We start from the raw sequence: 15,513 nt of genomic DNA, 5'->3' as shown, positions 1-15,513 counted from the left end.
CCTTTGGTGCCGCGGCATTGCGCTGTCGTATACCCCCGGAGCCATCGCGGTTCTTGAGGGAAGGAACGACACACGCATGGACCTCTTGCGATGGCTCTTCGAAGCGCAGATCCCGGTTGGTGGATCTGTCCTGATTCTTCGTGAAGTGCTAGGCAACATTTTTGGGCTCGCCAGCGCCGTGGGCGGCATGCGCCGCCGGGTCTGGGCCTGGCCGGTGGGCATCGCCGGCAACCTCCTGCTCCTGACGGTCTTCCTGGGCAACGTCTTCGGCTCGGCCACTCCAGCCACGCTCTGGGGCCAAGCCGGACGCCAGATCATGTTCATCGGCGTCGCTGTTTATGGCTGGTACCGCTGGCAGCAGAGCCGGCAGTCCTCCGCCGGTGGCGCGGCTATCGCGCCACGCTGGGCCAGCAGCAAGACCCGGGTCATCCTGGCTCTTGGCCTCGTGGCCGGAACCGCTGCCCTCACCCCGGTATTCGACTCGATCGGCTCATACCCGCCGGTGTGGGCCGACGCGTGGACCTTCATGGGCTCGCTGCTGGCGACCTACGGCATGGCCCGCGGCTGGACCGAATTCTGGCTGATCTGGGTGGCGGTGGACATCGTCGGTATACCGCTGCTGTTCAGCGCCGGCTACTACGCCAGCGCCCTGATGTACCTGTTCTACGGCTTCTTCACGCTCGCCGGATTCTTCGTCTGGTGGCGCGCCTCGAAGCAGCTGGACAAACCGGTGACGGTCGAAGTGGCCTTCCCGGACCCGATGGTGGCCAAATGAGCGCCCCCGACGTTGCCAGGCTGACTGCCGGCTCCAGCGGTGCCGGTTCCACCGCTGCCGGCTTCAGCGCTGCCGAGATCGCCGCCATGGACGCGGCCGTCGAGGCGGCTCTGCAGGGGCCGCGGGGGGCGAACCCACTGGTGGGCGCCGTCGTCATCGCTGCCGACGGAACCCGGCTGGTCACCGGCCACCACCGCGGCGCCGGCACGGCCCACGCGGAAGCGGACGCGATCGCCCAGGCGGCCGCGGCGGGCTACGACCTCGGCGGCACCACCATGCTGGTCACGCTGGAGCCCTGCAACCACTGCGGACGGACCGGCCCCTGTGCGCAGGCGATCATCGACGCCGGGATCACCGACGTCGTCTACGCCGTCGATGACCCGCACGACCCCGCCGCCGGCGGCGCCGCCACGCTGCGTGCGGCGGGGGTCCGGGTCCGTTCCGGGCTCGGGGCAGTCGAAGCGCTGGAGATGAACCGGCGCTGGTTCGACGCCGTCGCCGCCCAGCGGCCCTTCGTCACCCTGCACATCGCGCAGACCCTCGACAGCCGGATCGCTGCCAGCGACGGCACCAGCCAGTGGATTTCCAGCCCGGAATCCCTCGCCGACAACCACGCCCTGCGCGGCCGGATCGACGCCATCCTGGTCGGAACCCAGACGGTCCTCGTCGATAATCCGCGCCTCACCGCCCGCAACGCAGACGGCGAGCCGGCCGGCAAGCAGCCGCTGCGCGCCGTGATGGGTTACCGCGGGATTCCCGACGGCGCGGCCATCAACGGCGACGACGGCAAGGTGCTGCACCTGCCGACGCGCGATCCGGGTGCGGCGCTCGACGAGCTGTTCGCGGCCGGCGTGCGCCACCTCATGGTCGAAGGCGGCTCCCGGATCCTGAGCGCCTTCCTCGCCGCAGGGCTCGTGGATGAACTGATCGTCTACCTCGCCCCGACGCTCCTCGGCTCAGGTACCCCGGCGCTGGAGGACCTCGGCATCACCACCCTGGCCGACGCCCAGCCTTGGGAATGGGACCCCGCGTCCGGAGGGGCGGTCCGGATGCTCGGCCGCGACCTGCGGCTGCACCTGCGCCCCGCCCCGGCGACCGGCTCCGTACCGGCCGCCCGCACCACTTCATCCGATTCCACCCCGCGCCGCACCGGCGCGGACACCGCCGCAGGAGGCAATTGATGTTCACCGGAATTATCGCCGAGCAGGGAAAGGTGCTGTCCGTTGAGCGCAACGGGGACATCAGCGCCACCGTCCGGCTCCGCGCACCCGGCACCACCGAGGGACTCGCCCTGGGCGGCTCGATCGCCGTCAACGGCGTCTGCCTCACCGCCACCGAGATCGACGGCAAGGATTTCAGCGTCGATGTCATGGGGGAGACGCTGACCCGCAGCACCATCGGCGAACTCACCGCGGGGGACCCTGTCAACCTGGAGCGTTGCGTTCCGGCGGGCGGCCGCCTCGACGGCCACGTCGTCCAGGGCCACGTCGACGGCGTCGGCGAACTGCGGGAGCGCGAGGCGCTCGGTAATTGGGACCGCCTCCGCTTTGGCGTGCCGGCCGGGCTGGCCCGCTACATTGCGGAAAAAGGATCCATCGCCGTCGACGGCGTGTCCCTCACCGTGACGGTCGTGAGCCCGGCACCGGAGCCTGAGCCGTGGTTCGAGGTGGGGCTGATCCCCACCACGCTGGCCGACACTGGGCTGGGCGCAAAACGCCCCGGCGGCAGGGTAAACCTCGAAGTGGACGTGCTGGCGAAGTACACTGAGCGCCTGCTCGCATTTTCCAGCGGAGCAGCCGGGGGAGCAGTACGCGGGGAGGTGACGGGACAGTGAATCACCTCAAGGACCTGTCCGGGGCAACGGACAACGCCACGCGCTCTGGACTTGATCCGATCGAAGACGCGGTCCGCGCCATGGCGGCCGGCCGTCCGGTCCTCGTGGTCGACAACGAGGACCGCGAAAACGAAGGCGACATCATTTTCGCCGCCCAGCATGCCACGCCCGCCCTGATGGGCTGGACGGTGCGCTACAGCTCTGGAGTGATCTGTGTGCCGCTCGACGCCGGCCGGGCCGACGCTCTGGCGCTCCCACCGATGGTGGAAATCAACCAGGACTCCAAGGGCACGGCCTACACGGTGTCCTGCGACGCCGCGGCGGGCGTCAGCACCGGAATATCCGCAACCGACCGGGCCCTGACGGCCCGGATCCTCGCGGACCCGGGCAGCACGCCGTCGGCGCTGACCCGGCCCGGGCATGTTTTTCCCCTCCGGGCCGTTAACGGTGGAGTGCGGGAACGTCCCGGCCACACAGAGGCGGCAGTGGACCTGTGCCGGCTGGCCGGCCTGGAGCCCGTGGGTGTGATTGCAGAGCTGGTGTACGACGACGGTGAAATGATGAGGCTGGACGGACTTCGGGGATTTGCCCTGGAGCACGGTTGCCCCCTGATCTCGATTGCGGACCTGGTGGCATACCTGGACGCCGGGCAGCCTGCCGGCCGCGCCGCGGACACCATCTGATAGCCGTTTGATGAAGGAGAGACGATGACGACGTCGGAAGCACAAGAGATCAGCAACGGACGCCGGCCGCATCCGGTCAGCGCGGGACCCATCGTGCAGCTGCCCACGGCCTTCGGCGACTTTGTGGCGCAGGCCTGGACCGATCTGGCCACCGGAGCCGAACACCTCGCGGTCAGTTCGCCGCTGCCTCCCGTTGATGGCAAGGCACCGCTGGTGCGCCTCCATTCGGAGTGCCTCACCGGCGATGTGTTCGGCTCGTACCGCTGCGACTGCGGCGAACAGCTGGCCTACGCCCTCGAGATGATCAACGAATTCGGCGGCACGCTACTGTACCTGCGCGGGCAGGAAGGCCGCGGGATCGGCCTGGCGAACAAGATGAAGGCCTACGCCCTGCAGGAAGCCGGCTTCGACACGGTTGAAGCCAACGAGCAGCTGGGCCTGCCGGTGGACGCCCGCTGCTACAAGGCCGCGGCCCAGATCCTCGCCGAGATGGGACTGCACGAGGTCCGCCTGCTGAGCAACAACCCTGATAAGCAGGACCGCCTCGCCCGGGCCGGTGTCCGCGTGGTGGAGATGGTTCCCACCGAGGTCCCCTCCCGGGAGCAGAACATCCGCTACCTGCAGACCAAGAAGGACCGGATGGAACACCGGCTGGTCCTGGACATGGAGCCGGCAGCGCGGGCAGCGGGCCCGCGCGGATTCGACTTCAAGCAAGACTGACCTAGCAACACCCATTGAGACTTAATTGAGACTTAGCAGAACAAGGAATCCCAGATGAGCGGACACGGCGCACCACAGATTGACCTCAGCACCCTCAAGCCGGAGGAAACCTCCCGGCTGAAACTGGCCATCGTGGCCGCCAGCTGGCATACCCAGATCATGGACGGGCTCCTGGACGGCGCCCTCCGTGCGGCCAAGGACGCCGGCATCAGCGAACCCACCGTGCTGCGCGTTCCCGGCACCTTCGAACTTCCCGTCGCCGCGGCCCGGCTGGCGCCGCACTTCGACGCCGTCGTGGCGCTCGGCGTCGTGATCCGCGGCGGAACCCCGCACTTCGAGTACGTCTGTGAGGCCGCCACCCTGGGCCTGACCGAAGTCTCGGTGCGCACCGGCGTGCCGGTCGGCTTCGGCGTGCTGACCTGCGACACCGAACAGCAGGGCATCGACCGGGCGGGGCTGCCGGGCTCCATAGAGGACAAGGGCCACGAGGCGGCCAACGCTGCCCTCGCCACCGCCGTGACCCTCCAGCAATACAGCCGAATCCAGCAATACAGCTGACGGGGAGGGCCGCGGCGCCGGCCGCGGGGGAACCGGCGTCGCGGTGCAATCGGCACTGCGGCATCAGTACGGTGGAATCGGCTCTGTGGTATCGGCACTGTGCAGTCGCTCACATGCCGGCCGTCATGCAAGCGCCCCGCAGGCGCTGCCCGGCCGCGAGCAAGTAGGCTGGAGGGTGTGAAGAATTTCGAGTCGCTGTTCGCAGAACTGAGTGAGAAGGCAGCCGCCCGCCCGGAGGGCTCCCGCACCGTCGCCGAACTGGATTCCGGAGTCCACGGCATCGGCAAGAAAGTCGTGGAGGAAGCAGCCGAGGTCTGGATGGCTGCCGAGTATGAATCCGATGAAGCCGCGGCGGAAGAAATTTCGCAGCTGCTCTATCACCTGCAGGTTCTGATGCTCGCCAAAGGACTCAGCCTGGAAGACGTCTACAAGCATCTCTAGCCACGTCCGCGCCGGAGCCCGCCTGAAATTTTCACGCGGATCCGGTGTTTTGCGTGGCCCGCTGTGCCTGAACCGACTGTTCCTAACCCAGAAAGACCTCCCTAATGCTGAGAGTTGCCGTCCCGAACAAGGGATCCCTGTCCGAAGCCGCCTCCGCCATGCTCGCCGAGGCCGGCTACCGCCAGCGCCGCGACACCCGCGAGCTCGTGATGGTGGACCCGGACAACGACATTGAATTCTTCTTCCTCCGCCCGCGCGACATCGCCGTGTACGTCGGCCGGGGCACGCTCGACGTCGGCATCACCGGCCGCGACCTGCTGCTCGACGCCGAGGTTGAAGCCGAAGAACTGCTGCCATTAGGCTTCGCAGCCTCCACCTTCCGCTTCGCCGGTCCGGTGGGCGACTTCACGTCCGTCGACCAGCTTGAGGGCAAGCGCCTCGCCACCAGCTACGACGGCCTGCTCCGCGGCTACCTCGCCGAGCGCGGCATCACGGCCAAGGTCGTCCGGCTCGACGGCGCCGTCGAATCCTCCGTCCGGCTCGGTGTCGCGGACGCGATCGCCGACGTCGTCGAAACCGGCAGCACCCTCAAGGCAGCCGGCATGGAGATCTTCGGGGAACCGATCCTCAGGTCCGAGGCCGTGCTGATCCGCCGCATCGGCCAGGGCGGCGCCGCGAACGGAACCGTCAAGGAAATCGAAGTGCTGATCCGGCGCCTCCAGGGCGTCCTCGTGGCGCGGCAGTACGTGCTGATGGACTACGACATCCGCAAGGAACTCGTCGAAGAGGCAGCCGCACTGACGCCCGGCCTGGAATCGCCCACGGTCTCGCCGCTGCGCGATTCGGACTGGGTGGCAGTGCGCTCTATGGTGCCGAAGCGGGAAACCAACCGGATCATGGACGAGCTCTATGACCTGGGCGCCCGAGCCATCCTGGTCAGCACCATCCACGCCTGCCGCATCTGACAGACGACGCGTCCGTGACTCAATTTTCCGTCAGTGAACCGTCCGTGAGCCAATACCAGGAGAAGCCATGACTGTAGCCGTGCGCGTCATCCCGTGCCTCGACGTCGACGCCGGCCGCGTGGTCAAGGGCATCAACTTCGAGGGCCTGCGTGACGCCGGCGACCCGGTGGAACTGGCGCACCGGTACGACAACGGCGGCGCCGACGAGCTGACATTCCTCGACGTCACCGCGTCCTCCGGCAACCGGGAGACCACCTTCGACGTCGTCCGCCGCACCGCCGAGGAAGTCTTCATCCCGCTGACGGTGGGCGGCGGTGTCCGCGGTGTGGCCGAGGTGGACAAGCTCCTGCGCTTCGGCGCGGACAAGGCAGCCATCAACACCGCGGCCGTGGCCCGGCCGGACGTGATCGATGAGATCACCCGGCACTTCGGCTCCCAGGTCCTCGTGCTGTCCCTCGACGCGCGCCGTACCCGCCCGGGCTCGCAGCCCACCGCCTCCGGCTTCGAGGTCACCACCCACGGCGGACGCCAGGGGACCGGGATCGACGCCATCGCCTGGGCGCGTGAAGCGGCCGACCGGGGCGTGGGCGAAATCCTGCTCAACTCGATCGACGCCGACGGCACCAAGGACGGCTTCGACCTGGAACTGATCCGCCTCGCGCGGGCCGGGGTCAAGGTGCCGCTGATTGCCTCCGGCGGCGCCGGCAGGCCGGAGCACTTCCCGCCTGCCGTCGCAGCCGGCGCCGACGCGGTCCTCGCGGCCTCGATCTTCCACTTCGGCCCGCTCGACATGATCGCCCAGGTCAAGGCCGCCATCCGCGAGGCAGGCTTCGAGGTCCGCTGAGGTCCACTCGGTCCGCTGGGTCCGCCCCCGGATCAGGACATGCCCCGCGCCGGGGTCGGCGGATGGACATAGTCCGAATATGCCCGGTCCCCGGAGCGAAGACTGGGCATATCCTCCCGGGGAAGCGGCCCGACGCGCCCGGCGGAGCCGCTGCACGTGCCCCCGGGTCAGGACATGCCCCGCGCCGGGGTCGGCGCATGGACATATCCCTGACATGCCCGGTCGCCGGGGCGAAGACTGGGCATGTCCTCCCGGGCGCGAAGACTGGGCCCCCGCGTTGCCTGGTTTTGGGTGGTACCTCAGAGACCGACTTCGGCGGACTGCAGCAGCGCGACGGCGTCCGGCTGGCCTTCGAAGGTCACGAGGGCGTGGCGGGTGCGGCCGTGGGCGTGCATCAACAGTTCGCCCGGTTCGCCCACGATGGCCACGGACACCGGAGCACGCTTGGCCACGTGGCGGGGCCCGGAGGGACGCACCAGCACGATGCCCAGATCCACGCCGCGGTAGAGGATCGCGGCGCGCTTGATCAGGTCATCCCAGAGCGCGTCCGAGTACTCCTCGTCCAGGGCGCGCGGCGCCCAGCGGTCCACCGCCCGGCGGACATCCTCGGTGTGGACAAAGTACTCGATCAGGTTGGAGCTCTCATCCAGGGCCTTGATCTTCATCGGCGAAAGCGCCGGCGGGCCGGCGCGGAAGGCGGTGACCAGCTTGTTGTAGTCCTCCGGCGTCTTCAGCTTGGCCGCCAGTTTGGCCGTGGCCTGGTCCGAGGCCTTGGACAGCCGCTTGATCAGGAGCCCCAGTCCGACGGCGGCTTTACGCTCGCGCAGGTACAGGTGGGCGGCAAGGTGGCGGGTGAGCCAGCCCTTGCAGAGCGTGGGGGAGTCAGGGCCGGCCGCCAGCAGGGTTTCGGCCAAGACTTCTCGGGACGGATCGACGAAATGCATCACTTGTGAAACTAGCACGAGACGGCGTGGCGTGTGCACTGGAACCGCCGCCGTTTGGCTGCCCGCAGGCTTTTCACTGCTCGTTGGCTCCGATGTTAAGCGCCGTGCTGAGGCGAAAGGCCCCCGCCCCCTTGGAGGCACTAGACTTGACCTGATGTCTGAGCAGCCCGCCCCCGCCCCTTTCCCGAGTTCGACGGCCCCGAATGTGACGGCCCCGGGCCCGACGCCGCCGGGCAACCCCCTCTCGGGCAGCCCCCTCCCCGCCGGGCTTGCCGAGGCTCTCAAGCGGGACAGTGCAGGCCTGGTGGCAGCGATCGTCCAGCAGTTCGACACCCATGAGGTGCTCATGCTGGGCTGGATGGACGACGAGGCGCTGCACCGGACCCTGACCACCGGACGAGTGACGTTCTTTTCGCGCTCCCGCCAGGAATACTGGCGCAAGGGTGACTCGTCCGGCCATGTGCAGTGGGTCAAGTCCCTCGCGATGGACTGCGACGGCGATGCCCTGCTGGTCCGCGTCGACCAGATCGGTGCAGCCTGCCACACCGGAACCCGGACCTGCTTCGACGGCCGCGAGCTCGACGCCGTGACCGGCCACGCGGACTGACCCCGCGGCCCCGGCGCACACACCATGCACGGCCCATCGAGCCGCACGGGCAGAGCCCGGCACTTGAATCTCCGGGCAGAAATTGAACCTTCAGGACCACCGAAAGAACAGGCGGAAATCACAGCCATGCAGGACCTTGGAATCATCAGCCCGGGCCTGGCGGAGTTCCGCGAACTCGCAGGCCACAGCCGCGTCATTCCCGTCCGGCTGAAGGTGCTGGCTGACGCCGAAACCCCGATCGGGCTGTACCGCAAGCTCGCGCACGGCCAGCCCGGCACCTTCCTGATGGAATCCGCCGCCGTCGGCGGCGCCTGGTCCCGCTACTCCTTCATCGGCGCCCGTTCCCGGGCCACCCTGACCACCAAGGACGGGCAGGCGCACTGGCTCGGCGAGCCGCCCGTCGGTGTGCCGCTGGACGGCAGCCCGGTCGACGCGATCCGTGACACCATCGAGGCGCTCCGCACCGAACGGTTTGCAGGACTGCCGCCGTTCACCTCCGGCCTCGTCGGATTCCTCGGCTGGGAAGCAGTCCGGCACTGGGAGAAGCTCACCAGCCCGCCGGAAGATGATCTGGACCTGCCGGAGATGGCACTGAACCTTGTCACGGACATGGCGGTGCACGACAACATGGACGGCACCGTCCTGCTGATCGCCAACGCCATCAACTTCGACAACAGCTCGGAACGGGTCGATGAGGCCTGGCACGACGCCGTCGCCCGCGTGAAGGCGCTGCTGGCCAAGGTCAGTACCCCCGTGGAGCAGCCCGTCTCGGTGCTGGAGGCCGCCGCCCTGGACTTCGCCTCGAGCGTGCAGGAACGCTGGGACGAGACGGAGTACCTGGCCGCCCTGGACCGCGGCAAGGAGGCGATCGTCGACGGCGAAGTCTTCCAGGTGGTGATCTCCCGCCGCTTCGAAATGGACTGCGGCGCCGACCCGCTGGACGTCTACCGGGTGCTCCGGAACACGAACCCCAGCCCGTACATGTACATCTTCAGCCTCGAGGACGCCGCCGGCCGCCAGTACTCGATCGTCGGCTCCTCCCCGGAGGCGCTGGTGACCGTGACGGGCGAGGAAGTCATCACGCACCCCATCGCCGGGTCCAGGCCGCGCGGCAAGACCATCGAGGCGGACAAGGCCCTGGCCGAGGAACTGCTGGCGGACCAGAAGGAACGCGCCGAGCACCTGATGCTGGTCGATCTCTCCCGCAACGATCTGTCCAAGGTCTGCGTGGCCGGGACGGTGGACGTCACCCAGTTCATGGAAGTGGAGCGCTTCAGCCACATCATGCACCTTGTCTCCACCGTCGTCGGCAAGCTCGCCCCGGACGCCAAGGCCTACGACGTCCTGAAGGCCACCTTCCCGGCGGGGACGCTCTCCGGAGCCCCCAAGCCGCGGGCGCTGCGCCTCCTGGACGAGCTGGAACCCCACCGCCGCGGGATCTACGGCGGTGTGGTGGGCTATCTGGACTTCGCCGGTGACATGGACATGGCGATCGCGATCCGTTCGGCACTGCTCCGGGAAGGCCGCGCCTATGTGCAGGCCGGCGGCGGGATCGTGGCGGACTCGGTCAACCCCACCGAGGCCCAGGAAACGGTCAACAAGGCTGCCGCCCCGCTGCGCGCCGTCCATACGGCGGGCTCACTGCACAACATCACGGCCGATTCCATCCCGGCTTCCGGGACGGAGCAGTCATGAGCAACGGGACCGCGCCCCAGGAACCCGCACCCAACGAACCCACGGTCAAGAGCACCAGCCCGGTGGTTCCGCGCTGGGCCCGGAAATCCACCCTGGTCCTGGTCATTGCCGCCCTGTCCCTGGCGGTCTTCGGCACCACCACGCAGACCTGGCTCACGGTCCACCTCGACCCCACGCAGCTGGGCCAGGCCGTCAGCAGCCAGGACGGCCTGCAGGTGCAGGGCAGCAAGGCCGCCACCACCGTGACGGCACTGGCGCTCGTGGCCCTCGCCGGCGGACTCGCCGCCTCGATTGCGGGACGGGCGGCGCGCTGGATCATCACAGCGATCATCCTGCTCGCGGCCGCCGGCATTGTCAGCGCGGCCGCCATCGTACTGGCGGATCCGCTGGCGGCAGCCCAGGGCTCCATCGCCGCCGCCACCGGGATCAGCGGCAGCAGCGTCCAGGTGGACGTCACCGCCTTCCCCGCCCTCGCCGTCGTCGCCGGCGCCCTGCTGGGGCTCAGCGCGCTGGCGATCGTCCCGGCGGGACACTACTGGAAAGCACGCACGAAATACGACACCGCCATCGGCTCCGCCGCCGGCACTGCCGCAGCGCCGACCGGGCCCGCGGACGAGATCGACAGCTGGGACCGGCTGTCGCGCGGTGACGACCCCACGTGAGCCGACGCGGGCGCGGCCAAAAACACGGCCAATAAATGGCAGAATGTAACAAGTATTCATCCTGAGGAGATTTCAATGAGCAAAGCCACCGTTTCCGCCGCCAAGCCTGCCGCCGGAACGTACAACTACGACGACATCGACCACAGCGAACCCACCGGCCACGGCAACAGCCCCGCCGCCTGGACCACCGTGTTCGTCATGCTTGCCGGCGGCCTCGTCATGTCCATCGCCTTTATCATCGCCAACACCCCGATCTTCATCGCGGGCGGCGTCGTCATGGTGATCGGCCTGCTGATCGGCTTCGGCATGCGCAAGGCCGGCTACGGCGTCGGCGGCAGCAAGCTGAAGAACTCCGGCCACTAAGCGTGAGCGTTCTCGATGACATCAACGCCGGTGTCAAGGAGGATATGGAGGCCCGCCAGCGCCTCGTCACGCTTGCGGAACTAAAGGAGCGTGCCGCCGCAGCCTCGCCCGCACGTGACGCCTGGGCCGCTCTCGGCGGCGGCTCTGCTGCGCGGGACGGGCTGAAGGTGATCGCCGAAATCAAGCGGCGCAGCCCGTCCAAGGGTGACCTCGCCAGCATCGCGGACCCCGCTTCCCTCGCCGTGCAGTACGCCGACGGCGGCGCGGCAGCGATCAGCGTCCTGACCGAACAGCGCCGCTTCAACGGCTCGCTGGCCGATTTCGACGCCGTCCGGGCAGCCGTGGACATCCCGCTGCTGCGCAAGGACTTCATGATCGACGAGTACCAGATCTGGGAAGCCCGCGCCCACGGCGCCGACCTCATCCTACTGATCGTGGCCTCCCTGTCCGACGCGCAACTGCGCGAGTTCAGCGCCCTCAGCCGCGAACTCGGCATGAACGTGCTGGTAGAGACGCATACGGCGGAGGAAATCGAGAGGGCAGTTGCCGCCGAGGCCCGGATCATCGGCGTCAACGTGCGCAACCTCAAGACGCTCGACGTCGACCGCGCCATCTTCGCGGAGCTCGCCGGGGGCATCCCCGCCGGCGCGCTCGTGATCGCTGAGTCGGGTGTGCGCGGCGTCGACGACGTCCGGCACTACGCGGCGAACGGCGCCAACGCCGTCCTGGTGGGCGAAGCCCTCGTCAGCGATGCCACCCCGCGCGAGCGGATCGCCGAATTCATGGCGGCCGGTGCGGAAGAAATCGCCCGCAGAACTTTTTAGAGGCTTTACTAGCTAGCAGTGGAACAGGATGGTGAGATTGATGGTCGATGCGCCAGCAGCCGGCTCCGACGAAAGCGTCGTGGACGCGTTCCTGCAGGGTGGAGAATCCCTGCAGCACGCCCCCGGGCCCTACTTCGGCCCCTACGGCGGCCGGTGGATGCCGGAGTCGCTCATCGCGGCCCTGGATGAGCTCGAGGAGACCTTCGAGAAGGCCAAGGCCGATCCTGACTTCACCGCGCAGATCGCCGAGCTGAACAAAAACTACACCGGCCGGCCCTCGCTGCTGACCGAGGCGAAGCGCTTCGCCGAGCACGCCGGGGGAGTGCGCATCTTCCTCAAGCGCGAGGACCTGAACCACACCGGCTCGCACAAGATCAACAACGTCCTGGGCCAGGCGCTGCTCGCCAAGCGGATGGGCAAGACCCGCGTCATCGCCGAAACCGGTGCCGGACAGCACGGCGTTGCCAGCGCCACGGCCGCGGCCCTGATGGGCCTGGAATGCGTCGTCTACATGGGCGCGGAGGACTGCCGCCGGCAGGCCCTCAACGTGGCCCGGATGGAGCTCCTCGGGGCCACTGTCATCCCGGTGACGAACGGTTCGCAGACGCTCAAGGACGCCATCAACGAGGCGCTCCGCGACTGGGTCGCCAATGTGGATAACACGCACTACCTCCTCGGTACGGTGGCCGGCGCGCACCCCTTCCCGGCGATGGTCCGCTACTTCCACGAGGTTATCGGCGAGGAGGCCCGCGCCCAGATCCTGGACCAGACCGGCCGACTGCCCGACGCCGTCTGCGCCTGCATCGGCGGCGGCTCCAACGCGATCGGCATTTTCCACGGCTTCCTGGACGATCCATCGGTCCGCATGTACGGCTTCGAAGCCGGCGGCGAGGGCGTCGAAACCGGACGCCACGCGGCGGCCATCACGCTCGGCAAGCCCGGCGTGCTGCACGGCGCCCGCTCCTACCTGATGCAGGACGACGACGGCCAGACCATCGAGTCGCACTCCATCTCGGCCGGCCTGGACTACCCGAGCGTTGGACCGGAGCATTCCTACCTCGCGGACATCGGACGGGTCAGCTATGAGCCCATCACGGACAGCGAGGCCATGGACGCGTTCCGGCTGCTCTGCCGCACTGAGGGCATCATCCCGGCCATTGAGTCCGCCCACGCCCTCGCCGGTGCGATCAAGGTGGGCCAGCGGCTGGCTGCCGAAGGCGGAGCAGCATCAGAGAAGATCGTGATCGTGAACCTGTCCGGCCGCGGCGACAAGGACGTGGCCACCGCCGCGGAATGGTTCGAGCTGCTGGACAAGGACTCACCCGAGTCGGAGATCGCCAAAGAGGGGGAGCAGCTGTGAACAGCGTCGAATCGACCACCAGCCGGGGCATCACCAGCACCAGCAAGTCGGCGGCCGCGATTGACCGCGCCAAGGCGCAGGGCCGCGCGGCCCTCATCGGTTACCTGCCCGCCGGCTACCCCAGCGTTGCGGACACCATCGCAGCCGGGATCGCCCTCGCGGAGAACGGCGCCGACCTGATCGAGATCGGCGTCCCGTATTCGGACCCCGTCATGGACGGCCAGGTCATCCAGGCCGCCACCGGCGAGGCCCTCGCCAAGGGCTTCCGCGTCCGCGAGGTCTTCGATGTGGTCCGTGGCATCACGAGCAAGACCGACGCTGCCGTACTTGTCATGACCTACTGGAATCCCGTAGTGCGGATGGGCGTGGACGAGTTCTCCCGCCGCCTGGCCGAGGCCGGCGGAGCCGGGCTCATCACCCCCGACCTGATCCCGGACGAAGCCTCCGAATGGATGGCCGCCTCGGACAAGTACGGCCTGGACCGGGTGTTCCTGGTGGCGCCCTCGTCCTCCCCGGAACGGATGAAGCGGACCGTGGACGCGAGCCGCGGCTTCGTCTACGCCGTGTCCATCATGGGCGTCACCGGCGCCCGGTCCTCCGTCAGTTCGGCAGCCGAGGGCGTCGTCGCCGCCGCGCATGCGGCCGGCGCCGAACGCGTCTGCGTGGGCCTCGGAGTGTCCAACGCGGACCAGGTCCGCGAGATCGCCGCCTACGCCGACGGCGTGATCGTGGGCACCGCCCTCGTCGCGGCGATCCGCGACGGCGGTGTGGATGCGGTAGCGTCCCTGACGAAAGACCTCAGCACCGGCCTTACCAAGGAAGAAGCCTAAGCAATGCAGTCAGTCCTCCACATGGCGGCGATGGTTCCCGCGAGCATTCCGAGCCCGGACTGGTCCGGATTCGACATCCCGCTGCCGTGGGGTTCCCTGCGCATCCACGCTTACGCGCTGTGCATCCTGGCCGGCATCATCGTCGGCCTCTGGCTCACCTCCGTCCGCTGGGCGCGGCGGGGAGCCCCGGAGGGGAGCGTCTGGGACATCGCGATCTGGGCCATTCCCTTCGGCATCATCGGCGGCCGGCTCTACCATGTGGTGTCCTCACCGGACGCGTATTTCGGCCCGGGCTTCGACGGCACCGGTGACCTCTCGCTGATCCCGCAGATCCAACGCGGCGGCCTGGGTATCTGGGGTGCCGTGCTGCTCGGGGCGGTGGGCGCCTGGATCGGCTGCCGCCGGGCCGGCGTGAAACTCACCGCATTCCTGGACGCCGCCGCGCCCGGGCTGCTGTTGGCCCAGGCGATCGGCCGCTGGGGCAACTACTTCAACCAGGAGCTCTTCGGCGGCCCCACCACGCTGCCGTGGGGACTGCAGGTCGACGCCGACAACCCCAACTTCCCGCCCGGCATGCCGGCGGACACGCTCTTCCACCCGACGTTCCTCTACGAGTCGCTCTGGAGCCTGGCCGGCGTCGCCATCCTGCTGGTGCTGGACCGGCGGTTCTCGTTCCGCCGCGGCCGCCTGTTCTGGCTCTACGCGGTCTACTACACGCTGGGCCGGGTCTGGATCGAAGCGATGCGGATCGACGACGCCGAGCAGATCAACCTCTTCGGCATCACCACCAGGCTCAACGTGTGGACCAGCATCTTCGTCCTTCTTGCGGCGCTGGTCGCCTTCATCGTCCTGGGGCGGCGCAAGCCCGAGGTACCCGACACCCCGTTCCTGCCGGGCCGCGAACCGGCCGACGCCGGGGACGCCGGGACGGCCGCCGTCGAGAAGTCCGATGCGGTGCACGCTGACGGGAAGCCAGCCGCCGACGGCGACCGTGACGCAGTTGACCACGCAGATGACGACACCGAAACCGCCCCCGCCGAAGCCAGGAACGACGCGGACAACAAGCAGCCGGCCGCCGTTCCCGCCGACACTGTTCCGGCCTACAGCGGAGATGTCCGCCATTCGGAATCTTCTGTCTCAGATACTGGGTCGCGTGGTAGTCTCCCTGATAACCAAAGCGGTCCCGGTGACGCGTCTGCCCCAGCTGTCGCATCAAAGTCTGTTGCATCAAAGGAATCCACCGGCGGCACCACCGCCACCGGAGCACCGGCGGCCGGAGCACCCGGCCACCATGCCCCCGGATCCGCGCCGGAAGCTGGCGGCACCAAGTAGCCCAGCATCGGCAAACCGGGCCGCAGAGCCACCGCTCGCCGGGCCCGTGTCCACAACGTCGTGGCAGCAGGGAATG

Annotated in this window: 18 protein-coding genes; 17 read left to right on the top strand and 1 reads right to left on the bottom strand. The window is 68.5% G+C overall.

Annotation, left to right across the window (positions count from 1 at the left end):
- Positions 1 to 76: 76 nt before the first annotated feature.
- The 9 genes from pnuC (at position 77) to hisF (ending at position 6,820) form a co-directional block, all read left to right on the top strand.
- Positions 77 to 775 carry a nicotinamide riboside transporter PnuC gene (gene pnuC, locus ABIB26_RS11770; RefSeq protein WP_354242987.1) on the top strand — a complete coding sequence of 233 codons (699 nt, stop codon included), beginning with the start codon at positions 77 to 79 and terminating at the stop codon, positions 773 to 775.
- Entirely contained in the window at positions 772 to 1,956 is a 1,185-nt protein-coding gene (ribD, locus tag ABIB26_RS11765; protein WP_502913658.1) for a bifunctional diaminohydroxyphosphoribosylaminopyrimidine deaminase/5-amino-6-(5-phosphoribosylamino)uracil reductase RibD, read from the top strand. The genes pnuC and ribD overlap by 4 nt, the downstream gene beginning before the upstream one ends.
- Positions 1,956 to 2,609, top strand: a complete 654-nt coding sequence (locus tag ABIB26_RS11760) for a riboflavin synthase (protein ID WP_354242984.1) — start codon at positions 1,956 to 1,958, stop codon at positions 2,607 to 2,609. Before ribD ends, ABIB26_RS11760 begins: the two co-directional genes overlap by 1 nt.
- Positions 2,606 to 3,292 (top strand): 3,4-dihydroxy-2-butanone-4-phosphate synthase, encoded by a 687-nt coding sequence (ribB, locus tag ABIB26_RS11755; protein ID WP_354242981.1) that lies wholly within the window; start codon positions 2,606 to 2,608, stop codon positions 3,290 to 3,292. Before ABIB26_RS11760 ends, ribB begins: the two co-directional genes overlap by 4 nt.
- Before the next feature lie 24 nt (positions 3,293 to 3,316).
- Complete coding sequence (gene ribA, locus ABIB26_RS11750; protein WP_354242978.1) at positions 3,317 to 4,012, top strand: GTP cyclohydrolase II; 696 nt, start codon at positions 3,317 to 3,319, stop codon at positions 4,010 to 4,012.
- Between the two features lie 54 nt (positions 4,013 to 4,066).
- Positions 4,067 to 4,570 carry a 6,7-dimethyl-8-ribityllumazine synthase gene (gene ribH, locus ABIB26_RS11745; protein ID WP_354242976.1) on the top strand — a complete coding sequence of 168 codons (504 nt, stop codon included), beginning with the start codon at positions 4,067 to 4,069 and terminating at the stop codon, positions 4,568 to 4,570.
- A 177-nt stretch (positions 4,571 to 4,747) separates the two neighbouring features.
- On the top strand, positions 4,748 to 5,011 hold the full coding sequence (locus ABIB26_RS11740) for a phosphoribosyl-ATP diphosphatase (protein WP_123254457.1): 264 nt from the start codon (positions 4,748 to 4,750) through the stop codon (positions 5,009 to 5,011).
- A gap of 104 nt (positions 5,012 to 5,115) precedes the next feature.
- Positions 5,116 to 5,976 carry an ATP phosphoribosyltransferase gene (gene hisG / locus ABIB26_RS11735; RefSeq protein WP_354242973.1) on the top strand — a complete coding sequence of 287 codons (861 nt, stop codon included), beginning with the start codon at positions 5,116 to 5,118 and terminating at the stop codon, positions 5,974 to 5,976.
- A gap of 67 nt (positions 5,977 to 6,043) precedes the next feature.
- On the top strand, positions 6,044 to 6,820 hold the full coding sequence (gene hisF / locus ABIB26_RS11730; RefSeq protein WP_354242970.1) for an imidazole glycerol phosphate synthase subunit HisF: 777 nt from the start codon (positions 6,044 to 6,046) through the stop codon (positions 6,818 to 6,820).
- 299 nt (positions 6,821 to 7,119) lie between these two features.
- On the opposite strand, the gene ABIB26_RS11725 is transcribed toward hisF, so the two are convergent.
- A complete protein-coding gene (locus ABIB26_RS11725) occupies positions 7,120 to 7,764 on the bottom strand; it encodes a TIGR03085 family metal-binding protein (RefSeq protein WP_354243289.1) in 645 nt (214 codons plus the stop codon).
- A 154-nt stretch (positions 7,765 to 7,918) separates the two neighbouring features.
- Here ABIB26_RS11725 and hisI point away from each other — a divergent pair, with 154 nt between their 5' ends.
- From hisI to lgt, 8 genes are all read left to right on the top strand, one after another.
- Entirely contained in the window at positions 7,919 to 8,371 is a 453-nt protein-coding gene (hisI, locus tag ABIB26_RS11720) for a phosphoribosyl-AMP cyclohydrolase (RefSeq protein WP_354242967.1), read from the top strand.
- Between the two features lie 126 nt (positions 8,372 to 8,497).
- Positions 8,498 to 10,066 (top strand): anthranilate synthase component I, encoded by a 1,569-nt coding sequence (locus ABIB26_RS11715; RefSeq protein ID WP_354242965.1) that lies wholly within the window; start codon positions 8,498 to 8,500, stop codon positions 10,064 to 10,066.
- Positions 10,063 to 10,728 carry a Trp biosynthesis-associated membrane protein gene (locus tag ABIB26_RS11710; protein WP_354242963.1) on the top strand — a complete coding sequence of 222 codons (666 nt, stop codon included), beginning with the start codon at positions 10,063 to 10,065 and terminating at the stop codon, positions 10,726 to 10,728. Before ABIB26_RS11715 ends, ABIB26_RS11710 begins: the two co-directional genes overlap by 4 nt.
- A 75-nt stretch (positions 10,729 to 10,803) precedes the next feature.
- Entirely contained in the window at positions 10,804 to 11,091 is a 288-nt protein-coding gene (locus ABIB26_RS11705) for an HGxxPAAW family protein (RefSeq protein ID WP_354242960.1), read from the top strand.
- 2 nt (positions 11,092 to 11,093) lie between these two features.
- Complete coding sequence (gene trpC / locus ABIB26_RS11700) at positions 11,094 to 11,915, top strand: indole-3-glycerol phosphate synthase TrpC (protein WP_354242957.1); 822 nt, start codon at positions 11,094 to 11,096, stop codon at positions 11,913 to 11,915.
- 40 nt (positions 11,916 to 11,955) lie between these two features.
- Positions 11,956 to 13,275: a tryptophan synthase subunit beta gene (trpB, locus tag ABIB26_RS11695; protein WP_354242955.1), complete on the top strand. Its 1,320-nt coding sequence runs from the start codon at positions 11,956 to 11,958 to the stop codon at positions 13,273 to 13,275.
- Positions 13,272 to 14,105 carry a tryptophan synthase subunit alpha gene (gene trpA / locus ABIB26_RS11690; RefSeq protein ID WP_354242952.1) on the top strand — a complete coding sequence of 278 codons (834 nt, stop codon included), beginning with the start codon at positions 13,272 to 13,274 and terminating at the stop codon, positions 14,103 to 14,105. Before trpB ends, trpA begins: the two co-directional genes overlap by 4 nt.
- Positions 14,106 to 14,108: 3 nt before the next feature.
- Positions 14,109 to 15,437, top strand: coding sequence for a prolipoprotein diacylglyceryl transferase (gene lgt, locus ABIB26_RS11685; protein ID WP_354242949.1), 1,329 nt, complete (start codon positions 14,109 to 14,111; stop codon positions 15,435 to 15,437).
- The last annotated feature ends 76 nt before the right edge of the window (positions 15,438 to 15,513 follow it).

This window comes from Arthrobacter sp. UYEF20 (assembly GCF_040546335.1).
Classification (GTDB): Bacteria; Actinomycetota; Actinomycetes; order Actinomycetales; family Micrococcaceae; genus Arthrobacter.
Note: the sequence above shows the minus strand (reverse complement) of the source record. Positions and strands in the feature narration are given on the sequence as shown.

Coding starts and splice junctions, on each gene's coding strand:
- ribD (WP_502913658.1), top strand. CDS start 772: ATGAGCGCCCCCGACGTTGCCAGGCTGACTGCCGGCTCCAGCGGTGCC.
- ribA (WP_354242978.1), top strand. CDS start 3,317: ATGACGACGTCGGAAGCACAAGAGATCAGCAACGGACGCCGGCCGCAT.
- ABIB26_RS11725 (WP_354243289.1), bottom strand. CDS start 7,764: ATGCATTTCGTCGATCCGTCCCGAGAAGTCTTGGCCGAAACCCTGCTG.
- trpB (WP_354242955.1), top strand. CDS start 11,956: ATGGTCGATGCGCCAGCAGCCGGCTCCGACGAAAGCGTCGTGGACGCG.
- ABIB26_RS11705 (WP_354242960.1), top strand. CDS start 10,804: ATGAGCAAAGCCACCGTTTCCGCCGCCAAGCCTGCCGCCGGAACGTAC.
- ABIB26_RS11710 (WP_354242963.1), top strand. CDS start 10,063: ATGAGCAACGGGACCGCGCCCCAGGAACCCGCACCCAACGAACCCACG.
- hisG (WP_354242973.1), top strand. CDS start 5,116: ATGCTGAGAGTTGCCGTCCCGAACAAGGGATCCCTGTCCGAAGCCGCC.
- lgt (WP_354242949.1), top strand. CDS start 14,109: ATGCAGTCAGTCCTCCACATGGCGGCGATGGTTCCCGCGAGCATTCCG.
- ABIB26_RS11760 (WP_354242984.1), top strand. CDS start 1,956: ATGTTCACCGGAATTATCGCCGAGCAGGGAAAGGTGCTGTCCGTTGAG.
- ABIB26_RS11715 (WP_354242965.1), top strand. CDS start 8,498: ATGCAGGACCTTGGAATCATCAGCCCGGGCCTGGCGGAGTTCCGCGAA.
- hisI (WP_354242967.1), top strand. CDS start 7,919: ATGTCTGAGCAGCCCGCCCCCGCCCCTTTCCCGAGTTCGACGGCCCCG.
- ribH (WP_354242976.1), top strand. CDS start 4,067: ATGAGCGGACACGGCGCACCACAGATTGACCTCAGCACCCTCAAGCCG.
- hisF (WP_354242970.1), top strand. CDS start 6,044: ATGACTGTAGCCGTGCGCGTCATCCCGTGCCTCGACGTCGACGCCGGC.
- pnuC (WP_354242987.1), top strand. CDS start 77: ATGGACCTCTTGCGATGGCTCTTCGAAGCGCAGATCCCGGTTGGTGGA.